Origin of the sequence: uncultured Bifidobacterium sp., from assembly GCF_949292005.1 — a bacterium.
GTDB lineage: Bacteria > Actinomycetota > Actinomycetes > Actinomycetales > Bifidobacteriaceae > Bifidobacterium.
On record NZ_CASEXV010000003.1, the window covers coordinates 1 to 24,553 of the forward strand.

General features: G+C 61.4%; 18 protein-coding genes and 1 pseudogene. 11 read left to right on the plus strand and 8 right to left on the minus strand.

Features of this window, described 5'->3' with window-relative positions:
- A pseudogene (locus Q1X90_RS00045) lies at positions 1-199 on the minus strand (aromatic amino acid transporter AroP); the annotation flags it as partial.
- A gap of 262 nt (positions 200-461) precedes the next feature.
- On the opposite strand from Q1X90_RS00045, the gene Q1X90_RS00050 reads away from it, so the two are divergent.
- From Q1X90_RS00050 to Q1X90_RS00060, 3 genes are all read left to right on the plus strand, one after another.
- On the plus strand, positions 462-944 hold the full coding sequence (locus Q1X90_RS00050) for a MarR family winged helix-turn-helix transcriptional regulator (protein WP_300765622.1): 483 nt from the start codon (positions 462-464) through the stop codon (positions 942-944).
- A 226-nt stretch (positions 945-1,170) separates the two neighbouring features.
- Complete coding sequence (locus Q1X90_RS00055; RefSeq protein WP_300765623.1) at positions 1,171-2,940, plus strand: ABC transporter ATP-binding protein; 1,770 nt, start codon at positions 1,171-1,173, stop codon at positions 2,938-2,940.
- Complete coding sequence (locus tag Q1X90_RS00060) at positions 2,940-4,799, plus strand: ABC transporter ATP-binding protein (RefSeq protein WP_300765636.1); 1,860 nt, start codon at positions 2,940-2,942, stop codon at positions 4,797-4,799. Before Q1X90_RS00055 ends, Q1X90_RS00060 begins: the two co-directional genes overlap by 1 nt.
- A gap of 40 nt (positions 4,800-4,839) precedes the next feature.
- Here the strand turns inward: Q1X90_RS00060 and Q1X90_RS00065 are convergent, their stop codons facing one another.
- Entirely contained in the window at positions 4,840-5,898 is a 1,059-nt protein-coding gene (locus Q1X90_RS00065; protein ID WP_300765624.1) for an FAD:protein FMN transferase, read from the minus strand.
- A 247-nt stretch (positions 5,899-6,145) separates the two neighbouring features.
- Between Q1X90_RS00065 and Q1X90_RS00070 the strand changes: the two genes are divergently transcribed.
- The 7 genes from Q1X90_RS00070 (at position 6,146) to Q1X90_RS00100 (ending at position 13,930) form a co-directional block, all read left to right on the plus strand.
- The gene (locus Q1X90_RS00070; RefSeq protein ID WP_300765625.1) at positions 6,146-7,978 is read left to right on the plus strand and encodes an FTR1 family protein; all 1,833 of its coding nucleotides are present in this window, start codon (positions 6,146-6,148) and stop codon (positions 7,976-7,978) included.
- Between the two features lie 2 nt (positions 7,979-7,980).
- A complete protein-coding gene (locus Q1X90_RS00075; protein ID WP_300765637.1) occupies positions 7,981-8,619 on the plus strand; it encodes an iron transporter in 639 nt (212 codons plus the stop codon).
- Positions 8,620-8,699: 80 nt separating this feature from the next.
- Positions 8,700-10,022 carry a DUF2318 domain-containing protein gene (locus tag Q1X90_RS00080; RefSeq protein WP_300765626.1) on the plus strand — a complete coding sequence of 441 codons (1,323 nt, stop codon included), beginning with the start codon at positions 8,700-8,702 and terminating at the stop codon, positions 10,020-10,022.
- 10 nt (positions 10,023-10,032) lie between these two features.
- Positions 10,033-11,328 carry an FtsX-like permease family protein gene (locus Q1X90_RS00085; RefSeq protein WP_300765627.1) on the plus strand — a complete coding sequence of 432 codons (1,296 nt, stop codon included), beginning with the start codon at positions 10,033-10,035 and terminating at the stop codon, positions 11,326-11,328.
- Entirely contained in the window at positions 11,318-12,496 is a 1,179-nt protein-coding gene (locus tag Q1X90_RS00090) for an FtsX-like permease family protein (protein WP_300765628.1), read from the plus strand. The genes Q1X90_RS00085 and Q1X90_RS00090 overlap by 11 nt, the downstream gene beginning before the upstream one ends.
- 115 nt (positions 12,497-12,611) lie before the next feature.
- Positions 12,612-13,442 (plus strand): ABC transporter ATP-binding protein, encoded by an 831-nt coding sequence (locus Q1X90_RS00095; protein WP_300765638.1) that lies wholly within the window; start codon positions 12,612-12,614, stop codon positions 13,440-13,442.
- Positions 13,442-13,930, plus strand: coding sequence for an FMN-binding protein (locus tag Q1X90_RS00100; protein ID WP_300765629.1), 489 nt, complete (start codon positions 13,442-13,444; stop codon positions 13,928-13,930). Before Q1X90_RS00095 ends, Q1X90_RS00100 begins: the two co-directional genes overlap by 1 nt.
- Here the strand turns inward: Q1X90_RS00100 and Q1X90_RS00105 are convergent.
- The 4 genes from Q1X90_RS00105 to Q1X90_RS00120 form a co-directional block, all read right to left on the minus strand.
- Positions 13,920-14,552 (minus strand): TetR/AcrR family transcriptional regulator, encoded by a 633-nt coding sequence (locus Q1X90_RS00105; protein ID WP_300765630.1) that lies wholly within the window; start codon positions 14,550-14,552, stop codon positions 13,920-13,922. The two genes, Q1X90_RS00100 and Q1X90_RS00105, sit on opposite strands and share 11 nt — an antisense overlap.
- A 24-nt stretch (positions 14,553-14,576) precedes the next feature.
- Positions 14,577-16,766 (minus strand): YhgE/Pip domain-containing protein, encoded by a 2,190-nt coding sequence (locus tag Q1X90_RS00110; RefSeq protein WP_300765631.1) that lies wholly within the window; start codon positions 16,764-16,766, stop codon positions 14,577-14,579.
- Positions 16,763-19,396: a YhgE/Pip domain-containing protein gene (locus Q1X90_RS00115; protein ID WP_300765632.1), complete on the minus strand. Its 2,634-nt coding sequence runs from the start codon at positions 19,394-19,396 to the stop codon at positions 16,763-16,765. The genes Q1X90_RS00110 and Q1X90_RS00115 overlap by 4 nt, the downstream gene beginning before the upstream one ends.
- Before the next feature lie 110 nt (positions 19,397-19,506).
- Positions 19,507-20,319: a hypothetical protein gene (locus Q1X90_RS00120; RefSeq protein ID WP_300765633.1), complete on the minus strand. Its 813-nt coding sequence runs from the start codon at positions 20,317-20,319 to the stop codon at positions 19,507-19,509.
- Between the two features lie 236 nt (positions 20,320-20,555).
- Between Q1X90_RS00120 and Q1X90_RS00125 the strand changes: the two genes are divergently transcribed.
- Positions 20,556-21,764, plus strand: coding sequence for a hypothetical protein (locus Q1X90_RS00125; RefSeq protein ID WP_300765634.1), 1,209 nt, complete (start codon positions 20,556-20,558; stop codon positions 21,762-21,764).
- 62 nt (positions 21,765-21,826) lie between these two features.
- On the opposite strand, the gene nrdF is transcribed toward Q1X90_RS00125, so the two are convergent.
- Both nrdF and nrdE read right to left on the minus strand, forming a co-directional pair.
- On the minus strand, positions 21,827-22,813 hold the full coding sequence (gene nrdF, locus Q1X90_RS00130; protein WP_300765639.1) for a class 1b ribonucleoside-diphosphate reductase subunit beta: 987 nt from the start codon (positions 22,811-22,813) through the stop codon (positions 21,827-21,829).
- Positions 22,814-22,970: 157 nt separating this feature from the next.
- Positions 22,971-24,553 (minus strand): class 1b ribonucleoside-diphosphate reductase subunit alpha (nrdE, locus tag Q1X90_RS00135; protein ID WP_300765635.1); only part of this gene is annotated, 1,583 nt, incomplete at its 5' end.

Consider the following 24,553-nt stretch of genomic DNA (forward strand, 5'->3'; position numbering starts at 1 on the left):
AGGCGATGAGTATGCCAGGGCCGGCCAGCTGGATGGACTCGCTTGATCCATAGAAGAGTCCCGTTCCAATCGCCCCGCCGAGCGCGATGAGCTGGATGTGCCGGTTCTTGAGCGTCTTGCTCAGCCCCGCGTCCTGTGGATTGGCATTCGTCGGCGATGCCGTGGCTCCGTTCTGGGATCGTGCGGTTGTATCCATCATGTCCTCTCATCCCCGTGGCGCGCTCGGTGGCCGTCAGCCTTGACGCGACGAGGCACCACTGTAGGAGCAGCCTTGAATCTTGTGGGGCCTTGGTTCAAAATATGCTCTTCTGCGGTGGTTGAGGAATGCGTATTATCTCCAAGGGTAAGATAATATACTGTGACGATATCCGCCAGGGATCTGATGTTGAAGGGTCTCATGACACGGGATTCCAGTGTCCGCGGGTGGGCGACGGACCAGATGCCGAAAGGGGATTTTTGCCATGGGATACGAGCGGGAGGCCGTGGATGAGCTGTTCGCGACGGTGGCCGCGGGGCGGTCGCAGATGCAGACGAGGCTGATGCGCGCTGGCAAGGGGGAGCCCTTTGTGCTCAGGTATCTGCAACGACATGGCACCTGCACGCCATCGCGGCTCGCGGCGGCGTTGCGGGCAAGCTCCGGTCGGGTGTCGGCGCTTCTTACGGTGTTGGAACGCAAGGGTTTTGTGACTCGCGGCATGGATCCGTCCGATCGTCGGACCGTGCTGGTGAACCTCACCGACGCGGGCCGTGAGGAGGTCGAGCGTGGGTATGAGGAGATGAGATCGTCGATCTGCTGGATATTCCGACAGATGGGTGAGCGACGCACGCGGGAGTTCGTCGACTTGACCAAGGAGTTCTCGACGTACATGTCGCTGTGCCGCCCGGGCGAGCCCCGACCCACGCCCGAGGAGGTCGCGGCGGCGTTCGGCAACACGCCGAAATGATGGTGGGATGTGGATCTCACATAACTAATTATCTTTGAGCGTAAGAATCTATCAGTTGAAGCTTAAGACGTAAGATGCTGGGGACAATCGTCGTGGTCCCACTCTCCGGTGCGTTGCGCGGGTCGTGGGTCCTTGTCGCTCCCCATCGTCGTTCCGGTGGTGCCCAGGGCGCTGTCACATCAGCCGTGGGGGTTCGAACCCCCACGGCACGGCGGGAAGGAATCCCATGTTTCGTATCTCCCGATATCTGTCCAAGGGCGAGGTGGGGCAGCTGGCCCTCGGGCTGCTGTTCGTCGTCGGTCAGGTCTGGCTCGACCTGCGGCTCCCCGATTACATGTCGGACATCACGGTTCTTGTCGAGACGCCGGGAAGCCAGATGCGGGACATCTGGGTGGCGGGCGGCAAGATGCTCCTCGTGTCGCTGGGGTCGGTGCTGTGCGCGGTGATCACCGGATTCATCGCGGCCCGCGTGGCGGCCTCGTTCGGGAAGCGCCTGCGGTCGATGGAGTTTGCGTCGGTGGAGTCCTTCGGACCCGAGGAGATGGGACGCTTCTCCACGGCCAGTCTGATCACCCGGTCGACCAACGACATCACCCAGATACAGATGTTCATCACCATGGGACTCCTCCTGCTGGTCCGCGCGCCGATCATGGCCGTGTGGGCTCTGATCAAAATCGCGGGCAAGGGATTCGAATGGACGCTTGCCACTGGCGTCGCCGTCGTCATACTTATGGCCGCCGTGGCCATTCTCATGTGGATGGTCCTCCCCAAGTTCCGCAGCATGCAGCGCCTGACCGACAACATCAACGATGTGGCTCGTGAGAACCTCACCGGGCTGCGCGTCGTCAGAGCCTACAACGCCGAGGAGTATGAGGAGCGCAAGTTCGCCGGCGCCAACCGTGATCTCACCGACACCCAGCTGTTCACCAACCGGTCGATGGCCATCATGATGCCCTTGATGAACACGGTGCTGAACGGCCTGATGCTCGCCGTCTATTGGATCGGCGCCTACCTGATCGAGGAGGCGGGCGCCTCCGACAGGCTCACGCTGTTCTCCAACATGGTGGTCTTCTCCAGCTACTCGGTGCAGGTCATCATGGCGTTCCTCCTCATGAGCATGGTGTTCGTGCTTCTTCCCCGTGCCGACGTGTCCGCGCGAAGGGTGCTTGAGGTCATCGCCACGAAGCCTGCCGTCGTAGCGGGCGGCCGGCACGACGGGGAGCCGGGTATGAGCGGAACGGTCGAGTTCCGTGACGTGAGCTTCACCTATCCCGGGTCGCGCGAGCCGATGCTGCGTGACGTGAGCTTCACCGCGCGTCCCGGGCAGACCGTGGCGTTCATAGGGTCGACCGGGTCGGGGAAATCCACGCTGGTCAACCTTGTGCCGCGGCTCTATGACGTGACCGGTGGTCAGGTTCTGGTCGACGGGGTGGATGTGCGCGATTACGACACCGAGTCGCTGAGGTCCAGAATTGGTTATGTTCCTCAGAAGTCGGTGCTTTTCAAAGGGACCGTTGCGTCCAACATCTGCTATGGAGCGGACGTCGAGGACTTGGACCGTGTGCGGCGTGCGGCCCATGTGGCCCAGGCCGACGAGTTCATCGACCGGATGGACGGCGGCTACGACGCGCGCATATCCCAAGGTGGCGAGAACGTCTCCGGCGGGCAGAAACAGCGGCTGTCCATCGCGAGGGCCGTGTACCGCGATCCTCCGATATTGGTTTTCGACGACTCGTTCAGCGCGCTGGACTTCCGCACGGATCGCGCGGTGCGTGAGGCGCTTCACGAACGGATGTCCTCAGCAACCGTCCTCCTCGTCGCCCAGCGGGTGGGAACCATCATGGGAGCCGACCGCATCGTCGTGCTCGACGATGGCCGGGTGGTCGGTCAGGGAACGCATCGTGATCTGCTGCGGACCTGCCCGGTGTACAGACAGATAGCGCAGTCGCAGCTGAGCGAAAGCGAGTTGGGCATGGCGGACAAGGAGCGTGGATGATGGCTAACGCACGAATGGGACATGGTCCTGGGGGCCCTGGTGGACCTGGCGGCCGTGCGGTCGAGCGCCCGCATGACTTCGCCGCGGTGATGGCGAAGCTTGCGCGGTACAGCCGACGATACGTCCCCGCCACCGTGGTGGCGTTGGTTCTCGGGGCCGCGGGCACGGTGTGCCAGATCATTGGCCCCGACAGACTCCGTGACATCACCAACGAGATCCTCAAGGGGCTTCCGTCACTGGTCAACGGCAAGCCCGTCATGGGATCCGTGGATCTGCAGGCGGTGGGGCGCATCGCGTGGATTCTTGTGGGATTGTACGTGGGATACGCGCTGCTGGGCTATGTTCAGAGCTGGATCATGGCGGACGTCACCCAGCGCACCGCGCAGAATCTTCGCAAATCCATAAGCAGCACCATCAACAGGCTTCCTCTACGGTATTTCGACCGCACCAGTCATGGGGACGTGCTGTCGCGCATCACCAACGATGTTGACGCGATCGGCCAGACACTCGGACAGTCCCTCGGTTCCCTCATCACCTCGGTGACGCTGTTCGTGGGGTCGTTGGTGATGATGTTCCGCAACGACGTGGTCATGACGTTGTGGGCCATTGGGGCGAGCGTGCTGGGGATGGTCATCATGGGCGTGATCATGGGGACGTCCCAGCGGTTCTTCGTCAGACAGCAGCAGGCGCTGGGGGATGTCAACGGGCACGTCGAGGAGATGTACACCGGGCATATCGTCGTCAAAACCTACAACGGCGAGGCCGATGCCATCCGCCGCTTCGAACGGTACAACACCGACCTGTACGATTCGGGCTGGAAAAGCCAGTTCCTTTCTGGTCTGATGATGCCGCTGATGAATCTGGTCGGCAATCTGGGATATGTGGTCGTCTGTGTGGTGGGCGCGTCGAGGGCGATGGACGGGACCATCTCCTTCGGGGTGATCGTGGCGTTCATGATGTACATCCGAATGTTCACCCAGCCGTTGGCCCAGTTCGCGCAGGCTTTCCAGAACCTGCAGAGATGCGCGGCGGCCTCGGAGCGCGTCTTCGCTTTCCTCGAGGAGACGCCCATGCCTGACGAGTCGGGCAAGCCCTGTCTGTTGGGAAGCGCCGCCCAGGTTCGTGGGGACGTGGTGTTCGATCATGTGTGTTTCGGATACGACCCGGATTCGCTGATCATTCATGATTTCTCGGCGGTCGTTCCGGCCGGTGGGAAGGTCGCCATTGTGGGTCCCACGGGCGCGGGCAAGACAACGATGGTGAACCTGCTGATGCGGTTCTACGAGATATCTGACGGCTCGATCAGCATCGACGGCATCGACACGCGGTCGGTTCCGCGCTCGAACGTGCACGAGCAGTTCGGCATGGTGCTCCAGGACACGTGGGTTTTCCGGGGGACGATGCGCGAGAACGTCCGATACGCGCAGTCCGGGGTTTCGGACGCGGCGGTGGAGAACGCATGTCGTGCGGTTGGACTGGACCGATACATCCGATCGCTTCCGCAGGGATACGACACGGTGATCGAGGGGGAATCCCAGCTGTCCCAAGGTCAGAGGCAGCTTCTCACCATCGCACGGGCAATGGTGAGAGACGCTCCGATACTGATTCTGGACGAGGCCACATCGTCGGTGGACACGCGCACCGAGGAGCTCATCCAGAAGGCGATGGACTCGCTGACGGTGGGACGCACCAGCTTCGTCATTGCCCATAGGCTATCCACAATCCGCAACGCCGACATGATTCTCGTCATGAACCACGGGGACATCGTCGAACGGGGAACCCATGACGAGCTGCTGGCGGCCAAGGGATTCTACGCGGACCTGTACAACAGCCAGTTTGCGCTGGGGGATATGGGCTGATCGTCGTCGCGTGCGCAGCGGGCGTGATGAAGAAATCGCGTCAGGAGGTGAAAACCGTTCCCGGGAAGTCGCCGCCGATTGTCGCATGCAGATCGGCGGACAGCGTAAGGCAACTGAAAGGGAGAAGCGGCAGCAGGGCCTCCACGGGCAGCAGGAACAACGCGGTGGCCAGTCCATCCGCTGTGGCGGTCGGGTATGCGATTTCCCGCCCGTCACCGTCCCGGTCTGGCACGTGCGTCCAGGTGGCGGCGACATCCGTCACCGGCATTCCATCCAATGCGTTGATGAGATGATGCGCCTCCAGAGCGGCTGACGCCCGCCAGTGGCGCCGGCTTGGCGACGACGCGCACAACGCTCCGGACGACAGTCGCGCGACTCCGACTCCCGCATCCTCGTCGCGTGGGTCCTCCAATCCCACCGCAAGCGGCTCGTCCGCTCGCGCACGCATATCTCCGCCGGCGTTGACGAGAAACTCGCGGCCTGGGTCCTCGTCCAGCAGGACAGAGGTCATGAGGTCCACAAGGAACCCCTTGCCGCACAGGCCGAAATCAAGGTGGAGAGGACCGCGGGTACGCAGCGTGGTCCCGTTTCTGACGACGTCATGTTCCCACGTGGGTCGTCCATGGAGGCTTCCCAGATGATCGGGGGCGTCTGCGGCCATACGGAATGTGAGGTCCGAGCCGTATCCGAGCCTCATGAGATCCTCGCCCACGCAGGGGTCGAGACGACCGCCCGCCAGATCCACAAAGCGGTCGGTGAGGTCGAACAACGGCGACGACCATTCGGGAAAATCGAATGCGCCGCCATGTGTGGCGCGGCTCATAAGCCCCACCAGGGAGTCCTCGCGGAAACGGGAGAGCGTCGCCTCGAAATCCTCGATGAGTTGGATGAGCCGGGTTCTGGTGGCATCGCAGATTGGGCCGCTTGATTGGATGATCACTCCCGTGCCGACGGCATTGGGGAAGATCGCCCGATACCGCAGATGATTCGCGCCATCACGAGCGATGGGGGTCATGGCGACGTCGGGACCGCACAGGGTGGAACGATCGGCGGAGCCAAGGGTGGTTCCCGGTCCGTCCTGATTCCGTGCGGTTCGCATGGCCTCCATGCTAGTGGCTGGATCGTCGCCATGAGTGTTTCGCATAGTGAGATGCGGGGTGCTTCGGCGTGTGAGGGAATGCGAGGAAACGCCGGGAAAATCGATCCTCCAATACAACGGTTTGGAACAAAAAACAAGACTGGTGTTTCAGTCCGTTTCCTCTAGCTTGGGATGTGGATTTCGCCTGTGGTCATCGATGTGGGCGAGTCGCGTGGGTTCGGCCGATGCCGGATCCGACGGAGGAGAGATGGGAGAACGGGCGATGGGCATCACCACGCGGTCAGGACGTCGCGTCAAGGCGTCCGTGATGGTGGCGGTGTTCGTCGTGGCGTTCCTGTCTGCCGTCACGATCATGGGGGCGTCGTCGCTTGTTCAAGCATCCGCCGACACGGCCTCCGCGGATATCGCTGAGATCGCCACAACGTCCGCCGCCACAATATCGCCGACGTCATCCACGGACTACGAGTCATGGTCCGCCGTGGCGGACTCCATCGTGACGCAGATGGGGAAGGCGCGGAACCAGTACCATGCCGGAGACGTGTCCACCGCCTCGTCGACGTTCATGTCCGCCTACAATTCGCTGTACGTGGCTTCCAATTTCGCGGCCGTCGTGCGCGACACATTGGGATCCGACAGACAGACGGGTCTGCAGGATGAATTCACCGCCATGCAGACGCTATTCTTCGCCGAGGGGAATGCGGACGCCATAGACAAGGGCATCGAAGCACTTGGCCAGGGCCTCTCCTCCGCGTCGACCGCGCTCGATGCCACCGCATCCCTCGCTTCTCCATCGACATACGCCAAGGAGCAGGCCGCGCAGATAGCTGCGGACCGCAAACGTCTCGATGCCGCGAAGAAAAAAAACACCGGCAAGGGCGATCGGACGTGGACCGATGTGGCCGACGATATGTCCACGATTCTTGACCGGGCGTACGCGCGCTACGCCGCGGGAGAGGGCTCGGCGGGAGCCGGGCTGGTCAACGAGGTGTACTACCAGCATTACGAGAAGCTCGGCTTCGAGAAGAACGTCATGAACGTGATCAGCGGCAGCCGAGTCTCGCAGGTCGAATACCGATTCAAGAGGATTCGGCAGGCGATGATGGCCGGGACGATGCCGAAGAAGGACGTCAAAATCCTGGTGGCGGGGCTCAAGGCCATGCTCGTCGAGGATGCCGCCACCCTCGACGCCGGCTCCGGTTCGGATGTCTCAATCTTTACCCGTTTCGTCACAAGCGCGTTCGGGCAGGCCTTCCTCATCCTTCTTCGTGAGGGTTTGGAGGCGATTCTCGTCGTCGCCGCCATAGTGGCCTACCTTGTCAAATCCGGGAACCGCCGGATGACCAGATGGGTGTATCTGGGAATCGTTCTGGGGCTGGTCGCCAGCGGAATCCTCGCTTTCGCGTTCACCATGCTGTTCGGCGGATCCGGGCCGCAACAGGAGATCACCGAGGGTGTTGTCGCTCTGGTGGCCATGCTCATGCTTCTTTACACCAGCAACTGGATGCTGTCGAAATCGTCAGTTGAGGCGTGGAACAGCTATATCGCTGCCAAAACGTTGTCCGCAGTGTCCGCCGGAAGCCTTCTGTCGTTGGTCGTGCTGAGCTTCCTGACGGTGTTCCGCGAGGGTGCGGAGACCGTGATCTTTTATCAGGCGATGCTGTCGATGACCGACGGCGACACCACCGGAGTCTGGCTTGGAGCCCTGTGCGCGGCCGTCGTTCTCGTGGCTGTGTTCCTGCTCATCCGATACACGTCCGTGCGTATACCAATACGGCCTTTCTTCATCGTCACCAGCGTTCTTATGGCCGTGCTTGTCGTCGCCTTCGCGGGTGGTGGTGTGCACGCGCTGATCGAAGGCGATCTTGTCGACGGACATTACGTGGTCGGAGCACCCACGAGCGATTGGCTGGGTCTTTATCCCTACTGGGAGACTCTGGTCGCGCAGGTCGTGGCCGCTGCGGCGGTGGCCGTGCTCATGGGCGTGGGATGGGCATCGAGTCGTGGCGGTTCACCGGGACGTGGGGCTGAACCGGCCGTCAAAAAGACCACCGACAAACAAGAGAAGGAACACAACCAATGAAAATGAGAAAGAGAAGCACACTTGCGGCACTTGCGACGCTCGCGCTCTCCGGGGCGCTTGTTCTGTCAGGCTGTGGCTCATCCACCAGCGGGAGCTCATCGACGGCTTCGGGCACGTCGTCCAGCTCCTCAACGGCGGATTCGGGATTCGAGGAGGTTCCTGTCGGATCGAATCAGGATCAGGAGGTCGGCATCCTCATGGTCGGCGCGGTCTATTTCCAGCCGGTCGACATGGAGCCGTCAGGAATGGGGCTCAAGGCCGCGGATGCGAGCTTCCATCTTGAGGCGGACATCCATGGCAACAGCAAGGCCACGACTCTGGGTTACGGCAAGGGTGACTTCATCCCCGACCTGACGGTGAACTACGAGATCATCGACACATCCACAGGTAAGGAGGTCGAGGGGGGCAAGGCGACCTCGGGAACCTTCATGCAGATGAACGCCTCGGATGGACCCCATTACGGCGCCAACGTGAAGCTTGAGAAGGCCGGCACGTACAAGCTCAAGCTGTCGATCGAATCACCGGCAAAGCGTGGATGGATGCTTCACGTCGACTCCGAGACGGGGGTCAAGGGGCGCTTCTGGACAACGCCGTTGACGGTGACTTTCGACGGATGGAACTACACGCCACGCGAGTGGTAGACGCTGGGGGTCGGCTCCGAGAATCCGCGTTGCTCCGGGCGTTTTTCGGGACTCAGACCGTCGTGATCCAAGGATAGGCAATGCTCAAACAATTCGTCGCGGTGATGCCGGGCGTGCTCGGTCCGGCCCTGGTGATCATGTCGCTCTCGGTCGTGTTCGCGGTCGGGGAGGGACGGCGTCGTCCACGCAGTCATGCGTGGAGGCTCTGGGGTCTTGCCTTGGGCCTCGTGGCGGCCGTCGTGTTCGCCGCGCTGCGCGCCACGGCCGTGGTGAACCAGCGTACGTTCATCAACTATCCGGTGCTGGTGGCGCTGGTCGTCATCGATTCTCTGGTGATCGTACTGGTGGCGGCATCCACCCGGATTGTTTCCGGATGGCCATCGCGGCACCAGCTTGTGGATCTGGCCAATGCCCTGTCGGCCGTGATGATCGCGCTTACCATCTTCTTCGCCGTCCCGGATGTGATTCTGGAGCTCACCATCTGGGTGGAGCCGGGTGATCCCGTCTTCACGTCCGACATGCTTCTTCGCGCGTCCGGATTCGTGCTGGGGGTCGGTCTGAGTGTTGTCGTGGCGGCGATTTTCCGCACGATGCGGTCCACGCCGAAGGTTCGTCCCTGGTTCGTAGGCGCGGCCTGCATTCTTGTCGTGATCGTCTGGATGCAGCATCTCACCGCGCTTCTGCAGATAGTCCAGGCCCGCGATCCGGCGTTCCCTATGCGGTTGTTCGTTCTTCTGGCATGGTCGATCAACCACAACGATTGGTTCATCATGGCGCAGGCACTGGTGTTCCTTCTTCCGGTGGGATTCAGCCTGCTGATGGGGATTCGGCATCCCCATGACGACGGTTGCGACGCGGTCTCCGGGGCGGTTGCGGTCGGAAGTGCCGGCCCGGAGGTGGGTAATGCCCGGGCGCGCGTCGCAAGGGCTCGGCGTCGCCATGCGCGAGTTTCCGCATTATGGAGCATATGCGCGATGGTCATGGTCGTTCTGACGATGACGGTCGGAGTCGCGCGGTCCACCGAGGTCATCACCTTGTCGCCTCCTGAGAAATACTCGCTTTCGCAGGGGGTCGCCACCATCACGTTCGCCCAGGTCGCCGACGGTCATCTCCACCGTTTCCAATACACGGCCAAGGACGGCACCGTCATGCGGTTCATCATCATAAAAAAGAACGGCGGAGCCTACGGCGTGGGGTTGGACGCCTGCGAGAACTGTGGGGATGCCGGGTACTACGAGAAGGACGGGAAGATCATCTGCAAACGATGCGAGGTGGCCATCAATCTGGCGACGATCGGATTCAAGGGTGGGTGCAACCCCATCCCCTTCGACTACACGACGCAGAACGGCAAGATCGTCATCCAGACATCGGTTCTCGACGCGTTGAGCTCGCATTTCCAGTGAGGCGGTGGCGATGTTCTTCATAAGAATGGTCTATAGGTCCTTCAGCAGAGAGCTTCGCCGGCGTCTGCTCATCGCTCTTACCGTGTGCCTGTCCGCCACGGTGTCGGTGGCGATGCTGGGAGTCGTCTTCGATGTGGGGGACAAACTCAACGCGGAGTTGAGCACCTACGGGTCGAACATCACCGTGCAGCCGAAGGCCGACGCGGTGGTCGACGATCTGTATGGGTCGCAGGATGGGACCGGATCGTCCTCGGGAGGCGCGGATCCTACCTCGTTCATCAAGGAGTCTCAGGCGACCGCGATCAAAACGATTTTCTGGGCGTACAACATCGTGGATTTCGCGCCCAAGATCACCGTCCATGCGATGGTGGGGTCCACCAGAATTCCCATTGTCGGCACATGGTTCGCGAAAAACGTCTCGGTGGATTCCGGCGAGACGACGACCGCGGGGGTGCGTGGCATGCGGTCGTGGTGGAAGGTCGACGGATCGTGGGCCAAGGATGGAACCAACCAGGCGATGATCGGCAAGATGTTGGCCTCCACTCTTGGCGTGGGCGTCGGAGATTCCGTCACTCTCGCTGATGACGGACGGACGCAGGTCGTGAGGATCGTCGGCGTGGTCGATTCGGGCGATGATGACGACGGGTCGCTGTACATGTCGTCCTCATTGGCCCAGGCTCTGTCCAATTTGCCGGGCGAGGTGAGTTCCATCGAGGTCAAGGCACTGACAACCCCGGAGAACGATCTGGCCCGCAAGGCCGCGCGAAATCCGGCCGCGCTGACGCAGGAGGAGTGGGAGACGTGGTACTGCACGGCGTACCCCAGCTCCATCGCGTATCAGATCGAGCAGGCCATACCGGGTGTGGTGGCCAAACAGGTTCGGCAGGTGGCTGCTCTGCAGGGCAGTGTGCTTCGCAAAACCCAGGCGGTGATGATCCTGATGACCGCGCTGAGCCTTCTTGCCGCCGCAGTGGCTGTGGCCAACCTCATGGCGGCGTCCATCGCCGAACGCTCCGACGAGCTCGCTCTGTTGAAGGCCGTGGGAGCGACGGATGGCGCCGTGTCGCGTCTGGTTCTTGCTGAGACGGCCGCCATCTCCTGCGCGGGGGCCTTGGTGGGCGCGGGCCTGGGCTCCGCCGTGGCGCAGTTGATTGGCCATGTCGTGTTCGGCGCTGGTGTGACGATGCGGCCGATGGTTTTCGTTTTGGTGGCGGTTCTGCTCACGGTCGTGGCCCTGGTGGCCTCGTTGTCGTCGATCCGCTCGATTCTGGGGCTTCGTCCCGCGGAGGTGTTGCATGGCCGGTAGAAAACCTATGGAATCGAATGCCCGCATGTTCCTTGCGATGCTGCGGGGCGCGGTGTTGAGGCGCCGGTCCCGGGCCGTCATGGCGATCGTCTCGTCCGTGGTGGGGGCCGCGACGCTGTTCTGCCTGGCGGCCGTGTGTCTGGCCGTCCCTCAGCAGATGACGCGGGAGATGCGGTCGTATGGCGCGAATCTCATCGTCACGCCTGATTCCACGTGGGAAAGCAAAGGTGGGATCGACAAGGCGATGGTCGAGCACACGACCTCGATGGTGAGGGCCCGGGCCGAGGCGGCGTATGCGACGTACCGTTACGAGAACGTCCGCGTGAACGCCGCATCCTATGTGGTCGCCGGCATCACCCCCTCTGCCGTCAGAAACTTGAATGGGCATTGGAGCGTCGACGGCGCCTGGCCCTCGTCCGGTTCGGTGATGGTCGGGCGTGATGTCGCGGACGCCATGGATCTTGAGGTCGGGGGGACCGTCACCGTCGCCTATCGTTCCCAGGGGTCCGACGACATCCTCGACACGAAGGGAACCGAGTTCCAAGTCTCGGGAATCGTGGATACGGGCGGCTCCGAGGACGGGATGATCTACGCGGTGAATTCCGATGTGGACACGCTCGCGGGGTCGTCGCGTGGAGTGGACGTGATCGAATACTCCACGCAGGCGTCGGATGATGGGCTCGCGAAAACGGTTGAGGCCATCAACGACATGACGTCTATGCATGTGTCGGCGAGGACCGTCACGCGCATCACCGCCGCGGACACCCGGATCATCACCATGCTTCGGACCTTGTTCTGGATCGTGTCGGTGGTGGTCCTCGTTCTCACGTTCGTCGGGGTGTCCACCACCATATCGTCGATCGTCGCCCAACGAGGCAATGAGATCGGGCTGCGCAAGGCTTTGGGCGCGTCGGATTCCGGCATCGCCTCGGAGTTTCTGGTGGAGTCGGGATTGTACGGATTGCTTGGCGGGGTCCTTGGCACCGCTTTGGGGTACGTGTTCGCGGCGGTGCTCACGGTCGTGGTGTTCGACCGTTCACTCGAGATGAACTGGCCGCTGGCAGCGGGTTCGGTTCTTATGAGCGTGGTCATGGCGATGCTCGCCTCGGTGCCGCCGCTGCGTCGATCCTCGCATATCGATCCGGCCGTCGTGTTGAGAGAGGAGTGAGCGGATGGAGGGAGACGACGTGACGGAAGACGTCGACGTGATGAGGGAAGTGGGTGCGATGAGGGACATTGACGCAATGAGAGGTAAGGACGCAATGGGTGGAGCGGAAAAGCCGATGCTTGTGGAGTTGGACCACGTGTCGAAGATATACGGCGACCTCCATGCAGTGGATGATCTGAGCATCACGGTGCCCCAGGGCCAGTGGCTGTCGATTGTGGGGTCGTCGGGATCGGGCAAGACGACCTTGATGAACATCATCGGCTGTATGGACACCCCGACTTCGGGATCGGTGTCCATCGACGGACACCGTCTGGAGGACCTCACGTCCGCGCAGCTGGCGGATGTTCGCAAGAATGTGGTCGGACTGGTGTTCCAGAAATTCCATCTTGTCCCGCACCTCACCGCGGTGGAGAACGTGATGGTGGCGCAGTACTACCACTCGGTGGTCGATGAGCGTGAGGCCATGAGGGCCTTGGAGCAGGTGGGCCTTGGAGATCGGGCCAGACATCTGCCACGGCAGCTGTCCGGTGGAGAGCAGCAACGGGTGTGTGTGGCCCGAGCCCTGATCAACAGTCCGCGGGTGATTCTTGCGGACGAGCCCACGGGCAACCTTGATGAGGCGAACGAGGCCATCGTGCTTGACCTGTTCCGGCGTCTACATAAAGAGGGAACAACCATCATCGTCGTGACTCATGACGCCGCGGTCGCGTCCTGTTCCGAGAGGGAGATCATGCTTAATCATGGTGTTCTCGCGGGGGAGCGATGGAACGACGAGTCCGCCCGGAGTGAGTACGAGCGTGCGGGCGGGCGGCCCGCGTCCTCCGGGTCGGAGCGGGAGACGTCCGGCGGATTCGTCAGTCCGTCCAAGGCCGGCAAGGTTGATATTCGCACGGATTTCGTTTCGGATGGCCGTGCCGCGGATGGGCGCACGCAGGAGGCGCTCTGATGGTGGATGGACGTCTTGCCGTTCCGGCCGTGGCCGCCGTGGTTCTGGCCGTTGCGGGTTGTGGCGCGCGTGCCGTTCCCTTGGATGACGACTATGCCGGCGGCTCTGCTGAGTCCTCCTCGTCGATGTCCTCATTGTCCTCGTCATCCGCATCGTCCTCATCGTCCTCGTCGTCGAGTGACACGGGACTGTACCGTGACGGGACGTATTCGACCCGTGGGGAGTATGGTCCCATCCGCGAGGACAGCATCGACGTGCGTCTGACGGTGAAGGACGGTACGGTGAAATCCGTCAAGGTGACGGGAAATCCGGCCAACGCCATCTCCAAGAAGCATCAGAAGGCTTTCGCTTCGAGCATCTCATCCGTCGTGGTGGGGCGTCCCTTGAAGGGTTTGTCCATCGACACCGTGGCGGGGGCCAGTTGGACGAGCGAGGCCTTCAACAAGGCTCTGGAGCTGACGCGGGAACAGGCCTCCGTCACCCGATAGGGGCCTCTACACTCCCGAGGCTTCCGCGTGCGGGCCGTTCGGATGGCTGGTCGGTGATCGCCGGCCACAGCAGCGCCGTCATGCGTTCGGACCATGAGTCGTTGTCGGGTGTTCCTTCGGCCAGGGCCTGCATCGCCACCATCGAGCCGATGATCGTGCCGAACAGGAACTTCGGATGAAGGCCCATGCGGAAGATTCCCGATTTCTGCCCGCGTGCGATGAAATCGCTGAAGTGCCGCAGCTCGGGAACGATGGCCTGATCGATGATTCCACTGAAGTAGGTGCTGTTGGATGATAGGAGAACGCTCACCGCCTTGATGCCTATCCCGGTGGTGAAGCGCTCGCGGACCCTTTCCAGCAGAAGCCTCAGGCTGTCCCGGCTGGGATCCAGATTGGCCAGATCCTGCGATCCCGCCATCTCCAGCGTGCCTATCTTGTGGAGCATGTCGTCGGAGTTGCGGTATCGCCGGTAGATAGTAGTTTTGGCCACGCCGCTTCGGCGCGCGACCTCCTCGATGGTGATCGCTCCCACACCTCGAGAGGCGGCGATCTCCAGCATGGTCTGAAGAATCTTTCTGTCCGTCTCCTCGCGGGTGCGCTCTCTGGCAGTGGTCGCGCTCATTGTGGTGCTCCTTCTCCTTCCGTTCTAGAGCAATTTGGTTCTTTCCGCCGCGGCCGCATAGGAACGGTTGAGACGGAAGAGCGGTTTGCGTAGAACGAGGCCCAGAAGAAGCATTGGAGGGATGAAGAGCAGGAGCTTCCCCAACGCGATCCAGTAGTCGTTGTTGTAGATTTCGGCGATGGCGGCCCGAAGGGCTGTGACGGAGTGCGTCACGGGCAGATATGGGCTGATCTTGCTGATGAATTCGGGCAGCATGGGCATGGGGTAGGCAGCTCCCGATCCGGATATCTGCACCACTAGGAAGATCACTCCTATGGCCTTGCCCACGTTGTCGAAGCTCGCGACAAGCGTGTAGATGAAGAAGGCGTACACGAGGGAGCTCACCCATCCGTCGAGCATAAACAGCATGGGATGGTTCGCCTGCACACGCAGGAACAGAAGGTTCCCAGCGCAGGAGAAAGTGCTTTGAAGCAGGGCGATCACCGCGAAGACCCCGAAATGTCCGAGGAACATCTGATGGGGTTTGGGGTCTCCCAGCGCCGCTCGCCGTCGCTTCGAGATATTCGTTTTCAGCGTGACTGCCATAAGCAGCGACCCGACCCAAAGCGGCAGGAAGGTGTACAGCGGGGTCATCTGCGTGCCGAAGTTTGCCACGGGGTACATCACATGCCGTGTCATGGTCACGGGGGCGGCCAGTGTCGCCGCGAGCGTTTCGGAGTCGTTGCCGAGGATCTTGCGGACGGCGTCCATGTCGTCGCTGTCCAGCGCCTTGGTGAGGCGGGTGCTGAAGTCGTCGATCGTCGTAGCCGTGTGCGTGAGAAGCGTTGAGGTGCTCGTCAGCACCTTGCGCACTTTGGCTATGTCCTTCAAGGCTGTTCCGGCATCCTTGTCCAAGTCGGAAAGTGCCGTGTTCAGATCGTCCGATTCCCCAGACAGAGTGTTCACCGTTTTCTGGATTCCCGATGCGATGGAGGAGATTTGCGATGATAGTGAGCCGTTGATGGTGGTGCTCGTTGAGGAGATCTCAGCCGCCGCTTGATTCGCCAGTTTCGCCGCGGCCTTATGCGTTTTCTGAACGTCCGAGTTCTTCGTGTCGATATCCGTGGCCGAGGACGTGAGGGAATCCCTGACGGAGGTGAGTCCGGTGATGATCGTGGTGAGACGGTCCGCGACGCGATTGAGCGCCTTGGCCGCGGCGGGGACATCCTTGACCTGCGAGGCGAGCGATGTCACCGTGGATCTGATGGACTCATATTCCTTGATTTGGTCGTCCACCAGGCTGGCCTGCGCCCTCAGGCTTGCGGATGCGTCGGAGGATGTGGTGGATGCGTCCGAGAACGTCGTGTCGATGCTTTTCCCTACGGATGTGATGCTTGACGAGCTTTCCTTCAGGGCCGAGGAGAGCGTCGATATCGCCGCATCAAGCGCGGAGGACACATCCGTCACCCCCGACGCGGTCGACGATATGTCCTTGCCTGCGCTGGACGCCTGTCCGGACGCCTGCTTGAGAAGGCTCTGCGACGAGGTGATAAGCGACTGCGACCCGGTCATAAGAGCCGCATAGGAGTTGACGTTCGTGGCGGCGTCCGTGAGTTGGTCCGCGACATCGGAGATGTTCGACGAGAAGGATGACAGCCATGTGCGAGCCTGGGGTTTGTCGAGTTGGTCGGAGAGGTCCGACGCGATGCCCAGAGCCGTGGTCGCCAGCGTTTTGGCCAATGTCTCGTTGATCTCGGCCGCGATCTCGTCGGCTCCCTGCCCGGTGACCTTGGGCGCCAGGGCGTTCAACTTCTCGTTGGTGTAATAGGTCAGCTGGGAGTTCTCGGAATCGCTGGAGAAGAATGTCATCATCCGCTTGCTGAAGTCCTTGGGGATGATGACGGCCGCATAGTATTTGCCGGATTTCGTTCCGTCGATGGCGTCGGCCTTGGATGTGAACGTCCAGTCGAGCTGACTGTTGGCCCGAAGCGTGTCGACGACCTGGTCGCCGACGGTGATGCGGACGGGGAGAAGCTCGCTTTTATAGCCGTCGTCGGTGTTGGCCACCGCGAATTTGAGGTTTCCTGTGTTCGAGAACGGGTCCCAGCTGGCGGCCACGTTGAACCAGGTGAAAAGTCCAGGGATGACGACGAGGCCGATCACGATGATCACGGAGACGATATTGCCGGTGATGTGGCGCATATCGTCGACGAAGAGTCTGCCAATCGCTTTCATTTGGCGCCTCCTTCCTCGTTGGGCGTGATGGGGTCGATGACTATGGTGGGGGCGTCCGGGGAGGAACCGGCTTGGGGGGCATGCCTCGCCGAGCGGTCGTGCGTCCACAGACGCGATCCCCGGGATTGCGATATGGCGTTTCGAATGGCGTCGTCGCTGAGCGAGCCGAGCCGGATCTGACGGTCGATGCTGTCCCGCATAAGTTCAATGGACATCAGGAATCCGATGATGATCAGAATCCACAGCACCCATACCGCGAGTGAGAGCAGCTTGGTGCCGGTGGTCAGGGAGAACACCACGGCGAGGATGGCGGGGACGATGATTCCGGCGATCAAAGCGCCTCGCTTGAGACGTGGATAGCGGATCGCGAAGCCGGACGCGCGCCGCTCGATGGCCATTCGATAATCCTCCTTGTCGGCGAGTGCGTGAATGGCTTGGGAGAGCCTGTATTCCCCGCCGGGGAGCTGGACGGGTTCCCACAGGATCATGTCGCCTTCCTTGATTTCGCGAGCGAAGAGCTTGTTGACGCTGGCGAGATGAGGCCGGACGACGATGCCGAGTATGAACGCGAGAAGCGCGAACAGGAGGAGCTTGAGGATGTCCATCAGCCAGTGGTTTCCGTAGAATCCGCCGATTGTCTCGCGCAGGGCGGAGATGGAGTATGTGAACGGGAAGAAGGGATAGAGCGCCCGGAAGAAGCGCGGCATCATCTCGATCGGGTAGATTCCCGACGCGCCGGGAATCTGGATCATGATCAGCGCGACGCACAGACCCTTGCCCACATGCATGAAGGTGGTGGAGAGCGCGTAGGTGATGCTCAAATAGACAAGTGATGTGATGACCCCGGTGAGGATGAACATTCCTGGGCTGGCCGTCTGCACGCCGATGACCAGATCCCCGATCGTCGTTGTGAGGGCCTGGAGGGTGGCGAGGATGGCGAGGAACAGCCATCGTCCCCAGTAGCGTTGCGCGGGAGTCGGGATGACATCGAGGTCGTCGTCATCGGCTTCGAGCTTGACAATAACCATCAGGACGAACGCTCCGACCCACAACGATATGTTCGTGAACAGCGGGCTCATTCCGGAGCCGTATGAGTCGACGGGGTACACGGTTTTGGTGGACAGGACGGTCGGAGAAAGCATAAACGCTGTTATGCGCGACACATCGAGTTTTCCGCTTTTCCCCAGAAGGTCGGACAGTGCGGTCGAGTCGCCGATGGCCGTCAGATCGGTGGCGAGGGTGTCAAGCTTGGAGTCGATTCTCGCCAATCCCGATTTTGTGGAGGCCAGTGATGACCGTGTGGCCGTGGCTGTTGTGTTGACTTGGTTGAGAATCGTCGTCGTCTGGGCCAGAAGCGATGTCTGCCCGCTGAGCTGTCCGCTGAGGGTGGATGCTGTCTGTGAGAGCGTGGTCAGTCCGGTGTTGAGCTCGGGGAGCGCGGTGGAGTTCAGGGACTGACGCGCCTTGTCCGTGGTGGACAGAGTGGATTGGGTGGCTTTGGTCACCGCGTTGGAGCTGTTGTCCGTGCTGGTGATGGTCGTTCCCATGCTGGTGTTGAGAGTACCCAGACTGTCGATGATCGTTCCAAGGGATGTGTTGCGTTGGTCCAGCTTGGTGATGACCGGTTCGACGATGGGCAGATCCAGTGATTCGAGCGTGTCGATGATGTCCTGCGTCTCGGTGTTGATCTGCTGGGCCTTGTCGACGGCGGTTCCCACTGTTCCGTTGGCTTTGGTGAGTTGGGCCGCCAGGGATGTGATGCTGAGGTTCGTGTTGGACGCGGCCTGCGAGACCAAGGATGAGGCGGTGTCCAGTGATGTCGACGTGGATGCAGCCTGGGAGTTGAGGGACGACTGTGTGGAGGAGATCAGCGCCGATGTCGTTTTGAGCGTCGCGGCCGTTTGAATAGCGGAGCTTTGGGCGGTGGCGATGGATTGCTTGGCCCGTGCAGTTTTCTCAGGAATCGAAGCGAGCGTTCCGTCAAGGTCGTCGATCACGGATTCGAGCGTGGCGATGTTGGCGCGTACCGTGGCGATGTCCTTGACGACGGAGCTGCTTGTTGCGGAGGTGTCGGAGGAAAGCGAGTCCACGCCTCTGTTGATGGCCGAGGCGACCACATGGCTCACTCCTGCGACGAACGCGCTGTTCACCTCGCGTTCCACTGTGGTGGCCCCGGTGTTGGTCACCTTGGCCGCGATGCCGTTGATCTTCTCGTTGACGTAGTACTGAAGTGCGGGCCGTGAGGTTGTTCCTTTGACGACGCCCATGAGGTTGGAGCTGAAGTCTTTGGGGATGATGATGGCCGCGTAGCTTGTGCCGGATCGGACCTCGTTGAGCGCCGGGGTCCGATCCATGAAGGTCCAGCCCAGGTCGTTGTTGGTTTTGAGAGTGGAGACGAGCTCGTCGCCGAGGTTGATGGTTCCGAGTCCTTTTTCGGTCGCGCCTTTGTCCTCGTTGACGACGGCCACACGGATCGAGCCGGTGTTCCCATAGGGGTTCCAGAAGCCGATGATGTTGAACCACGCGTACAGCGGCGAGAGAACGACAAGACCGACGATGACGATCCATACGGTGGGAACGCGAACGATTCGCAGTATGTCACGTTTGAGGATTTGCAGTACCGTCGTCATTCCCACCCCTGAACATCACATGGTTGTTATGCCGGTATCACGATACGCCATTCGTAGCGCTACGCGAAACGTAGTGTGTTCGCTGAGGGAGAAGGGGTGGGTTTGGCGGATCAGGCTGTTCGCTGACTGGCGGTGTTGCTCGACGAGCTTGAGGAGTTGCCGCTGGATGAGTTTCCGCTTGAGGAATCTCCGTCGGAGGAGTCGCCATTCGACGAATTTCCGTTGGATGAGTTGCCGTTGGAGTTTCCCTGCATCATTCCCTGGCCACCCATCTGGCCGCTCATGCCGCCCATCTGTTGGGTGGAGGACGATGAAGTTCCGCTGGTGGTGTTCGCGGCGATGATCGCGCCGCTGATGGCGCCTCCTGTCGCACCGCATGCGAGGCTGAGAATCACCGCTCCCGTGACGAGCAGGGCCGTGCGGTGCTTTCCTTTCTGTCCCTGGCCTTTGCGCTGCGAATCAGTCTGCTGGGATGGCATGGAACCTGCGGGATAGGCGAAGGGGTTGGAGGGCGCTCCGGAGTTGGAGGGGCCCGCGGAATTGGATGGAGATCCGGCGTTGGGGGCCGATCCGTATGTGGGGGCTCCGGTCCAGATGCCATTGGGCTGGACGGAAGGCGCCTTGCGCTCCTGTCCCTGCTGCTGGCTGTTCCACGCCTGTGTGCTGGCGGCGAACTGTTCCCGGGGCTGGCCCTGTTGCGTTGTTGTCGGGGTTGCCGTTCCTGAAAGGGTTGTCGACGCCGTCTGCGGCCATGTCGTGCGCGGGCCGTCGTCGCTGGTGGCGGTTTGGAAGTCGCCGGCAGGTAGCGGGCTGGTCGCGGTGTTCTGTGGAGTCTGCTGTGCGGTGGCCGCGGTGTTGTCGGTGCTGTTGTCGGTGTCTCTGCTGCTGTTGTTGGAGGTGTCGTGTGGTGTGTACGGGTCCATGTCTGGCCTTTCTTGGTGGAGGGTGGGGGTTCCGGGCCAGATGGCCTGCGGATTCGTCCTCTATGTCTCAACGGAATACAGCTAAGCCCACTCATCCGGTGTGGTGCTGTGTGACCTCCGCAGAGTCGCTGGACGATTTCTGGGTATTTGATGAATTCGATGGTCGTGCGGTGATAGGTGATCTGATGGTAGCGTGATGGGGCCGGCATTGTGTTGACCGTTCCGGGGAGGTGGACATGAATTTTCGGCGCGTGGGGAAGCGCGTTGATGAGACGATGGAGTCTTCGTGGTGGGAGGCGTCGCCAAAGGTTTCTCGTGTCCTTGGTGCCATAGTCATGGCGGCCGGACTGGTCGTGTCTCCGGTGGTGGTGGTGACTGGCGTCGACGCTATCAGGCGGTTCGGTGATGGGGAGGAGCGCATCGATGCGCTCGATCTCACATTTCAGCTTTTCTGTGCGCGTGTCATCGTTCAGGGCGCGGTGGCTCTGGGCCTTGTCGTTTTCGGTGGCCTGCTGCTTGCGGTAAGAAGAAGGCATGCCGCGCTCTGGGCCTATGTGCTTATCGTTCCGACAGTGGCGGAGGGGATGCTGACGCTCGCGCTTGAGGGCGTCGTTCCCGATCTGCTTGGTCCCATCTCACGCTTGGTGGTGCTGATCGGGGCGTCGATCGCGCTCGACCCGGGTCTTATCGCGGAACGTCGTCTTCAGCACACACTGCGCCGGATGGACGAGTTTGAGGATTACGAGAAGGACGCCGCTCGGGGAATGGTCGGCAGGGATGAGACCGGACGCGGATACATAGCTCTCGATTTCTTCAATATCTTCTGGTTGTTCGTCATCGCGAGCGTTTTTGGTCTGGCACTCGAGACGGTGTACCGGTTCGTGACATCGGGGGCATTCGAGGATCGCGCGGGACTTCTGTGGGGTCCGTTCTCACCCATATACGGTTGTGGGGCCGTGCTGTTGACGGTTATCCTCAACAGATTGTGGCGGTCCAATCCGTGGCTGATCTTCGCGGTCGGGGCGGTCGTCGGCGGGGCGTTCGAGTATCTGGTCAGTTGGTTTATGGAGGTCGCGTTCGGAATCACCGCATGGGACTACACGGGTCAGTGGCTGTCGGTCGGTGGCCGGACATCGGGGAAGTACATGATCTTCTGGGGACTTTTGTCGGTGCTGTGGGTCAAGCTTCTTCTTCCACGCACGTTGGCGTTGATCAATCTCATCCCGTGGCGGGTGAGATATTCGCTGACCACCGTCTGCGCCGTGCTGATGGTGATCGACATCGCCATGACTCTCATGGCCTTCGACTGTTGGTACGGCAGGATGGCGGGGCGGGCATCGTCCGCCCCCATCACCGACTTCTTCGCGACGCATTTTGGCAACGACGTGATGGCGCACCGTTTCCAAACCATGCACATCGACCCCAGCCGGTCTGGCCGTCTGTAGAGCGCCTCGAGGTTCGGGCCACACTCTCTGTGGTTCCGGACCTCCTTGATGGCACGGAACTCCTAGAAGTCCCAATCGTCGTCGTCGGTCTCCACGGCCTTGCCCATGACGTAGGACGAGCCGGATCCGGAGAAGAAGTCATGGTTCTCGTCGGCGTTGGGCGAGAGCGAGGTCAGGATGGCCGGGTCCACCTGGGTGTCCTCCGCGGTGAACAGCGCGGGGTAGCCGAGGTTCATCAGCGCCTTGTTGCCGTTGTACCGCACGAAGCTGAGCACCTTGTCCACCAGGCCGACGTCCTTATACAGGGACTCGGTGTATTCGACCTCGTTCTCGTAAAGATCCTGCAGTAGCTCGTACGTGTAGCTCTGCAGCTCGTCGCGCTGTTCCTGGTCGAGCTTCTCGAGTCCGATCTGGTATTTGTAGCCGATGTAGTAGCCGTGCACCGCCTCGTCGCGCAGAATCAGGCGGATGATGTCGGCGGTGTTGGTGAGCTTGGCGTGGGAGGACAGCCAGAAGGGCAGGAAGAATCCCGAGTAGAACAGGAAGGATTCGAGCAGCACGGAGACGATCTTCACCTTGAGCGGGTCGTCGCCGTTGTAGTAGTCGAGCACGATCTGCGCCTTCTTCTGCAGATTGGCGTTCTCTTCGGACCAGTCGAACGCCTCGTCCACCTCCTTCGACGAACACAATGTCTCGAAGATCGAGGAGTACGATTTCGCATGCACCTCCTCCATGAAGGTGATGTTGCAGAACACGGCCTTCTCGTGGGGCGTGATGGCGTCCTGTATCAGCCGTGGCGCCCCGGCCACGCCCTGGATGGTGTCCAGCAGCGTCAATCCGGTGAACACGCGCATGACAAGGGTGTGCTCGGCCTCGGTGAGCGTGCCCCACGAGGGGATGTCGTTCGACAGCGGAACCTTCTCAGGCAGCCAGAAGTTGCCGGTCAGGCGGTCCCAGACCTCTTTGTCCTTGGGGTCGATGATCTTGTTCCAGTTGATCGCCTGGACGCGTGTGACCGGATGGTATGTCAATCGCGGGAACCGCTCCATCGGGTCTACGGTAGACGTTGCCTCAAGCGTTTCCTCTGCGGCGTTGCTGGTCATCACAGATTTCCTTTCGTGTGTTCCGTCCGATATCCCTATGTGTGTTGTGTCTATGTGTGCTGTTGTGGTGTGCGCTTGCTGGGGCGTGCCCTTGCCGGGCCGCTCACAGCATGCAGGACACGCAGCCTTGGACCTCCGTGCCCTCCAGCGCCTGCTGTCGGATGCGGATGTAGTAGAGCGTCTTGATTCCCTTGCGCCATGCGTAGATCTGGGCCTTGTTGAGGTCGCGCGTGGTCACGGTGTCGGGGAAGAACAACGTGAGCGACAGTCCTTGGTCCACGTGCTGGGTGGCCTCGGCGTAGGTGTCGATGATGGCTTTCCATCCCAGCTCGTAGGCGTCCTTGAAGTAGTCGAGGTTGTCGTTGGTCATGTACGGCGCGGGGTAGTACACGCGGCCGATCTTGCCCTCCTTGCGGATCTCGATCTTCGAGGCGATTGGGTGGATGGAGCTTGTGGAATGGTTGATGTACGAGATGGATCCGGTCGGTGGGATCGCCTGGAGGTTCTGGTTGAAGATGCCGTCGCGCAGAATCTCGTTCTGGAGTTCGCGCCAGTCGTCGACGGTGGGGATCCGCACTCCGAACTTCTCGAACAGCGCGCGCACGCGGTCGGTCGCGGGTTCCAAGGAGCGGCGTCCATCGGTGTATTTGTCGAAGTAGTTGCCTTTGCCTGCCGGCTTGGCGTAGGCGCTGGTCGGGAAGCTTGCGAAGGGGTGCCCGCGTTCGACGGCGATCCGGTGCGAGGCCGTGTAGGCGTGGAATGCCACGGTCATGAAGTACATGTCGGTGAAGTCCAGGGCCTCGGGGGATCCGTACATCAGTCCCTCGCGGGCGAGGAAGCCATGCAGGTTCATCTCGCCCAGTCCGATGGCGTGGCCCTCGTCGTTGCCCCGGCGGATGGAGGGGACCGCGTCGATGCGGGTGTGCTCGGCCACGGAGGTCAACGCGTGCACGGCCGTCTCGACGGTGTCGGCCAGACCTCCGTCCATCGCCTTCGCGATGTTCAGCGAGCCGAGGTTGCACGAGACGTCGCGCCCGACATGGTTGTAGGTGAGGTCCTCGTTGTAGGTGCTGGGCTCCTGGACCTGGAGGATCTCGGAGCACAGGTTGCTCATGGTGATGCGGCCCTCGATGGGGTTCGCGCGGTTGACCGTGTCCTCGAACAGGATGTACGGGTATCCGGACTCGAACTGGATCTCGGCGATCGTCATGAAGAACTCGCGGGCGTCGATGTAGGTTTTGCGGATGCGGTCGTCGGCGACCATCTCGTCGTAGTGCTCGGTCACGGAGATGTCGGCGAAGGGCTTGCCGTACACGCGCTCCACGTCGTAGGGGCTGAACAGCGCCATCCGCTTCTTCTGCTTGGCGAGCTCGAAGGTGATGTCGGGGATGACCACGCCCAGTGCCAGCGATTTGATGCGGATCTTCTCGTCGGCGTTCTCGCGCTTGGTGTCGAGAAAACGCATGATGTCGGGATGGTGCGCGTTGAGGTACACCGCTCCGGCTCCTTGGCGAGCCCCCAGCTGGTTGGCGTAGGAGAACGAGTCCTCGAGAAGCTTCATGACGGGCACGACGCCGCTGGATTGGTTCTCGATGTGCTTGATCGGCGCGCCCAGCTCACGCAGATTGCTCAGCAGCAGGGCCACCCCGCCGCCGCGCTTAGACAGCTGCAGGGCCGCGTTGATTC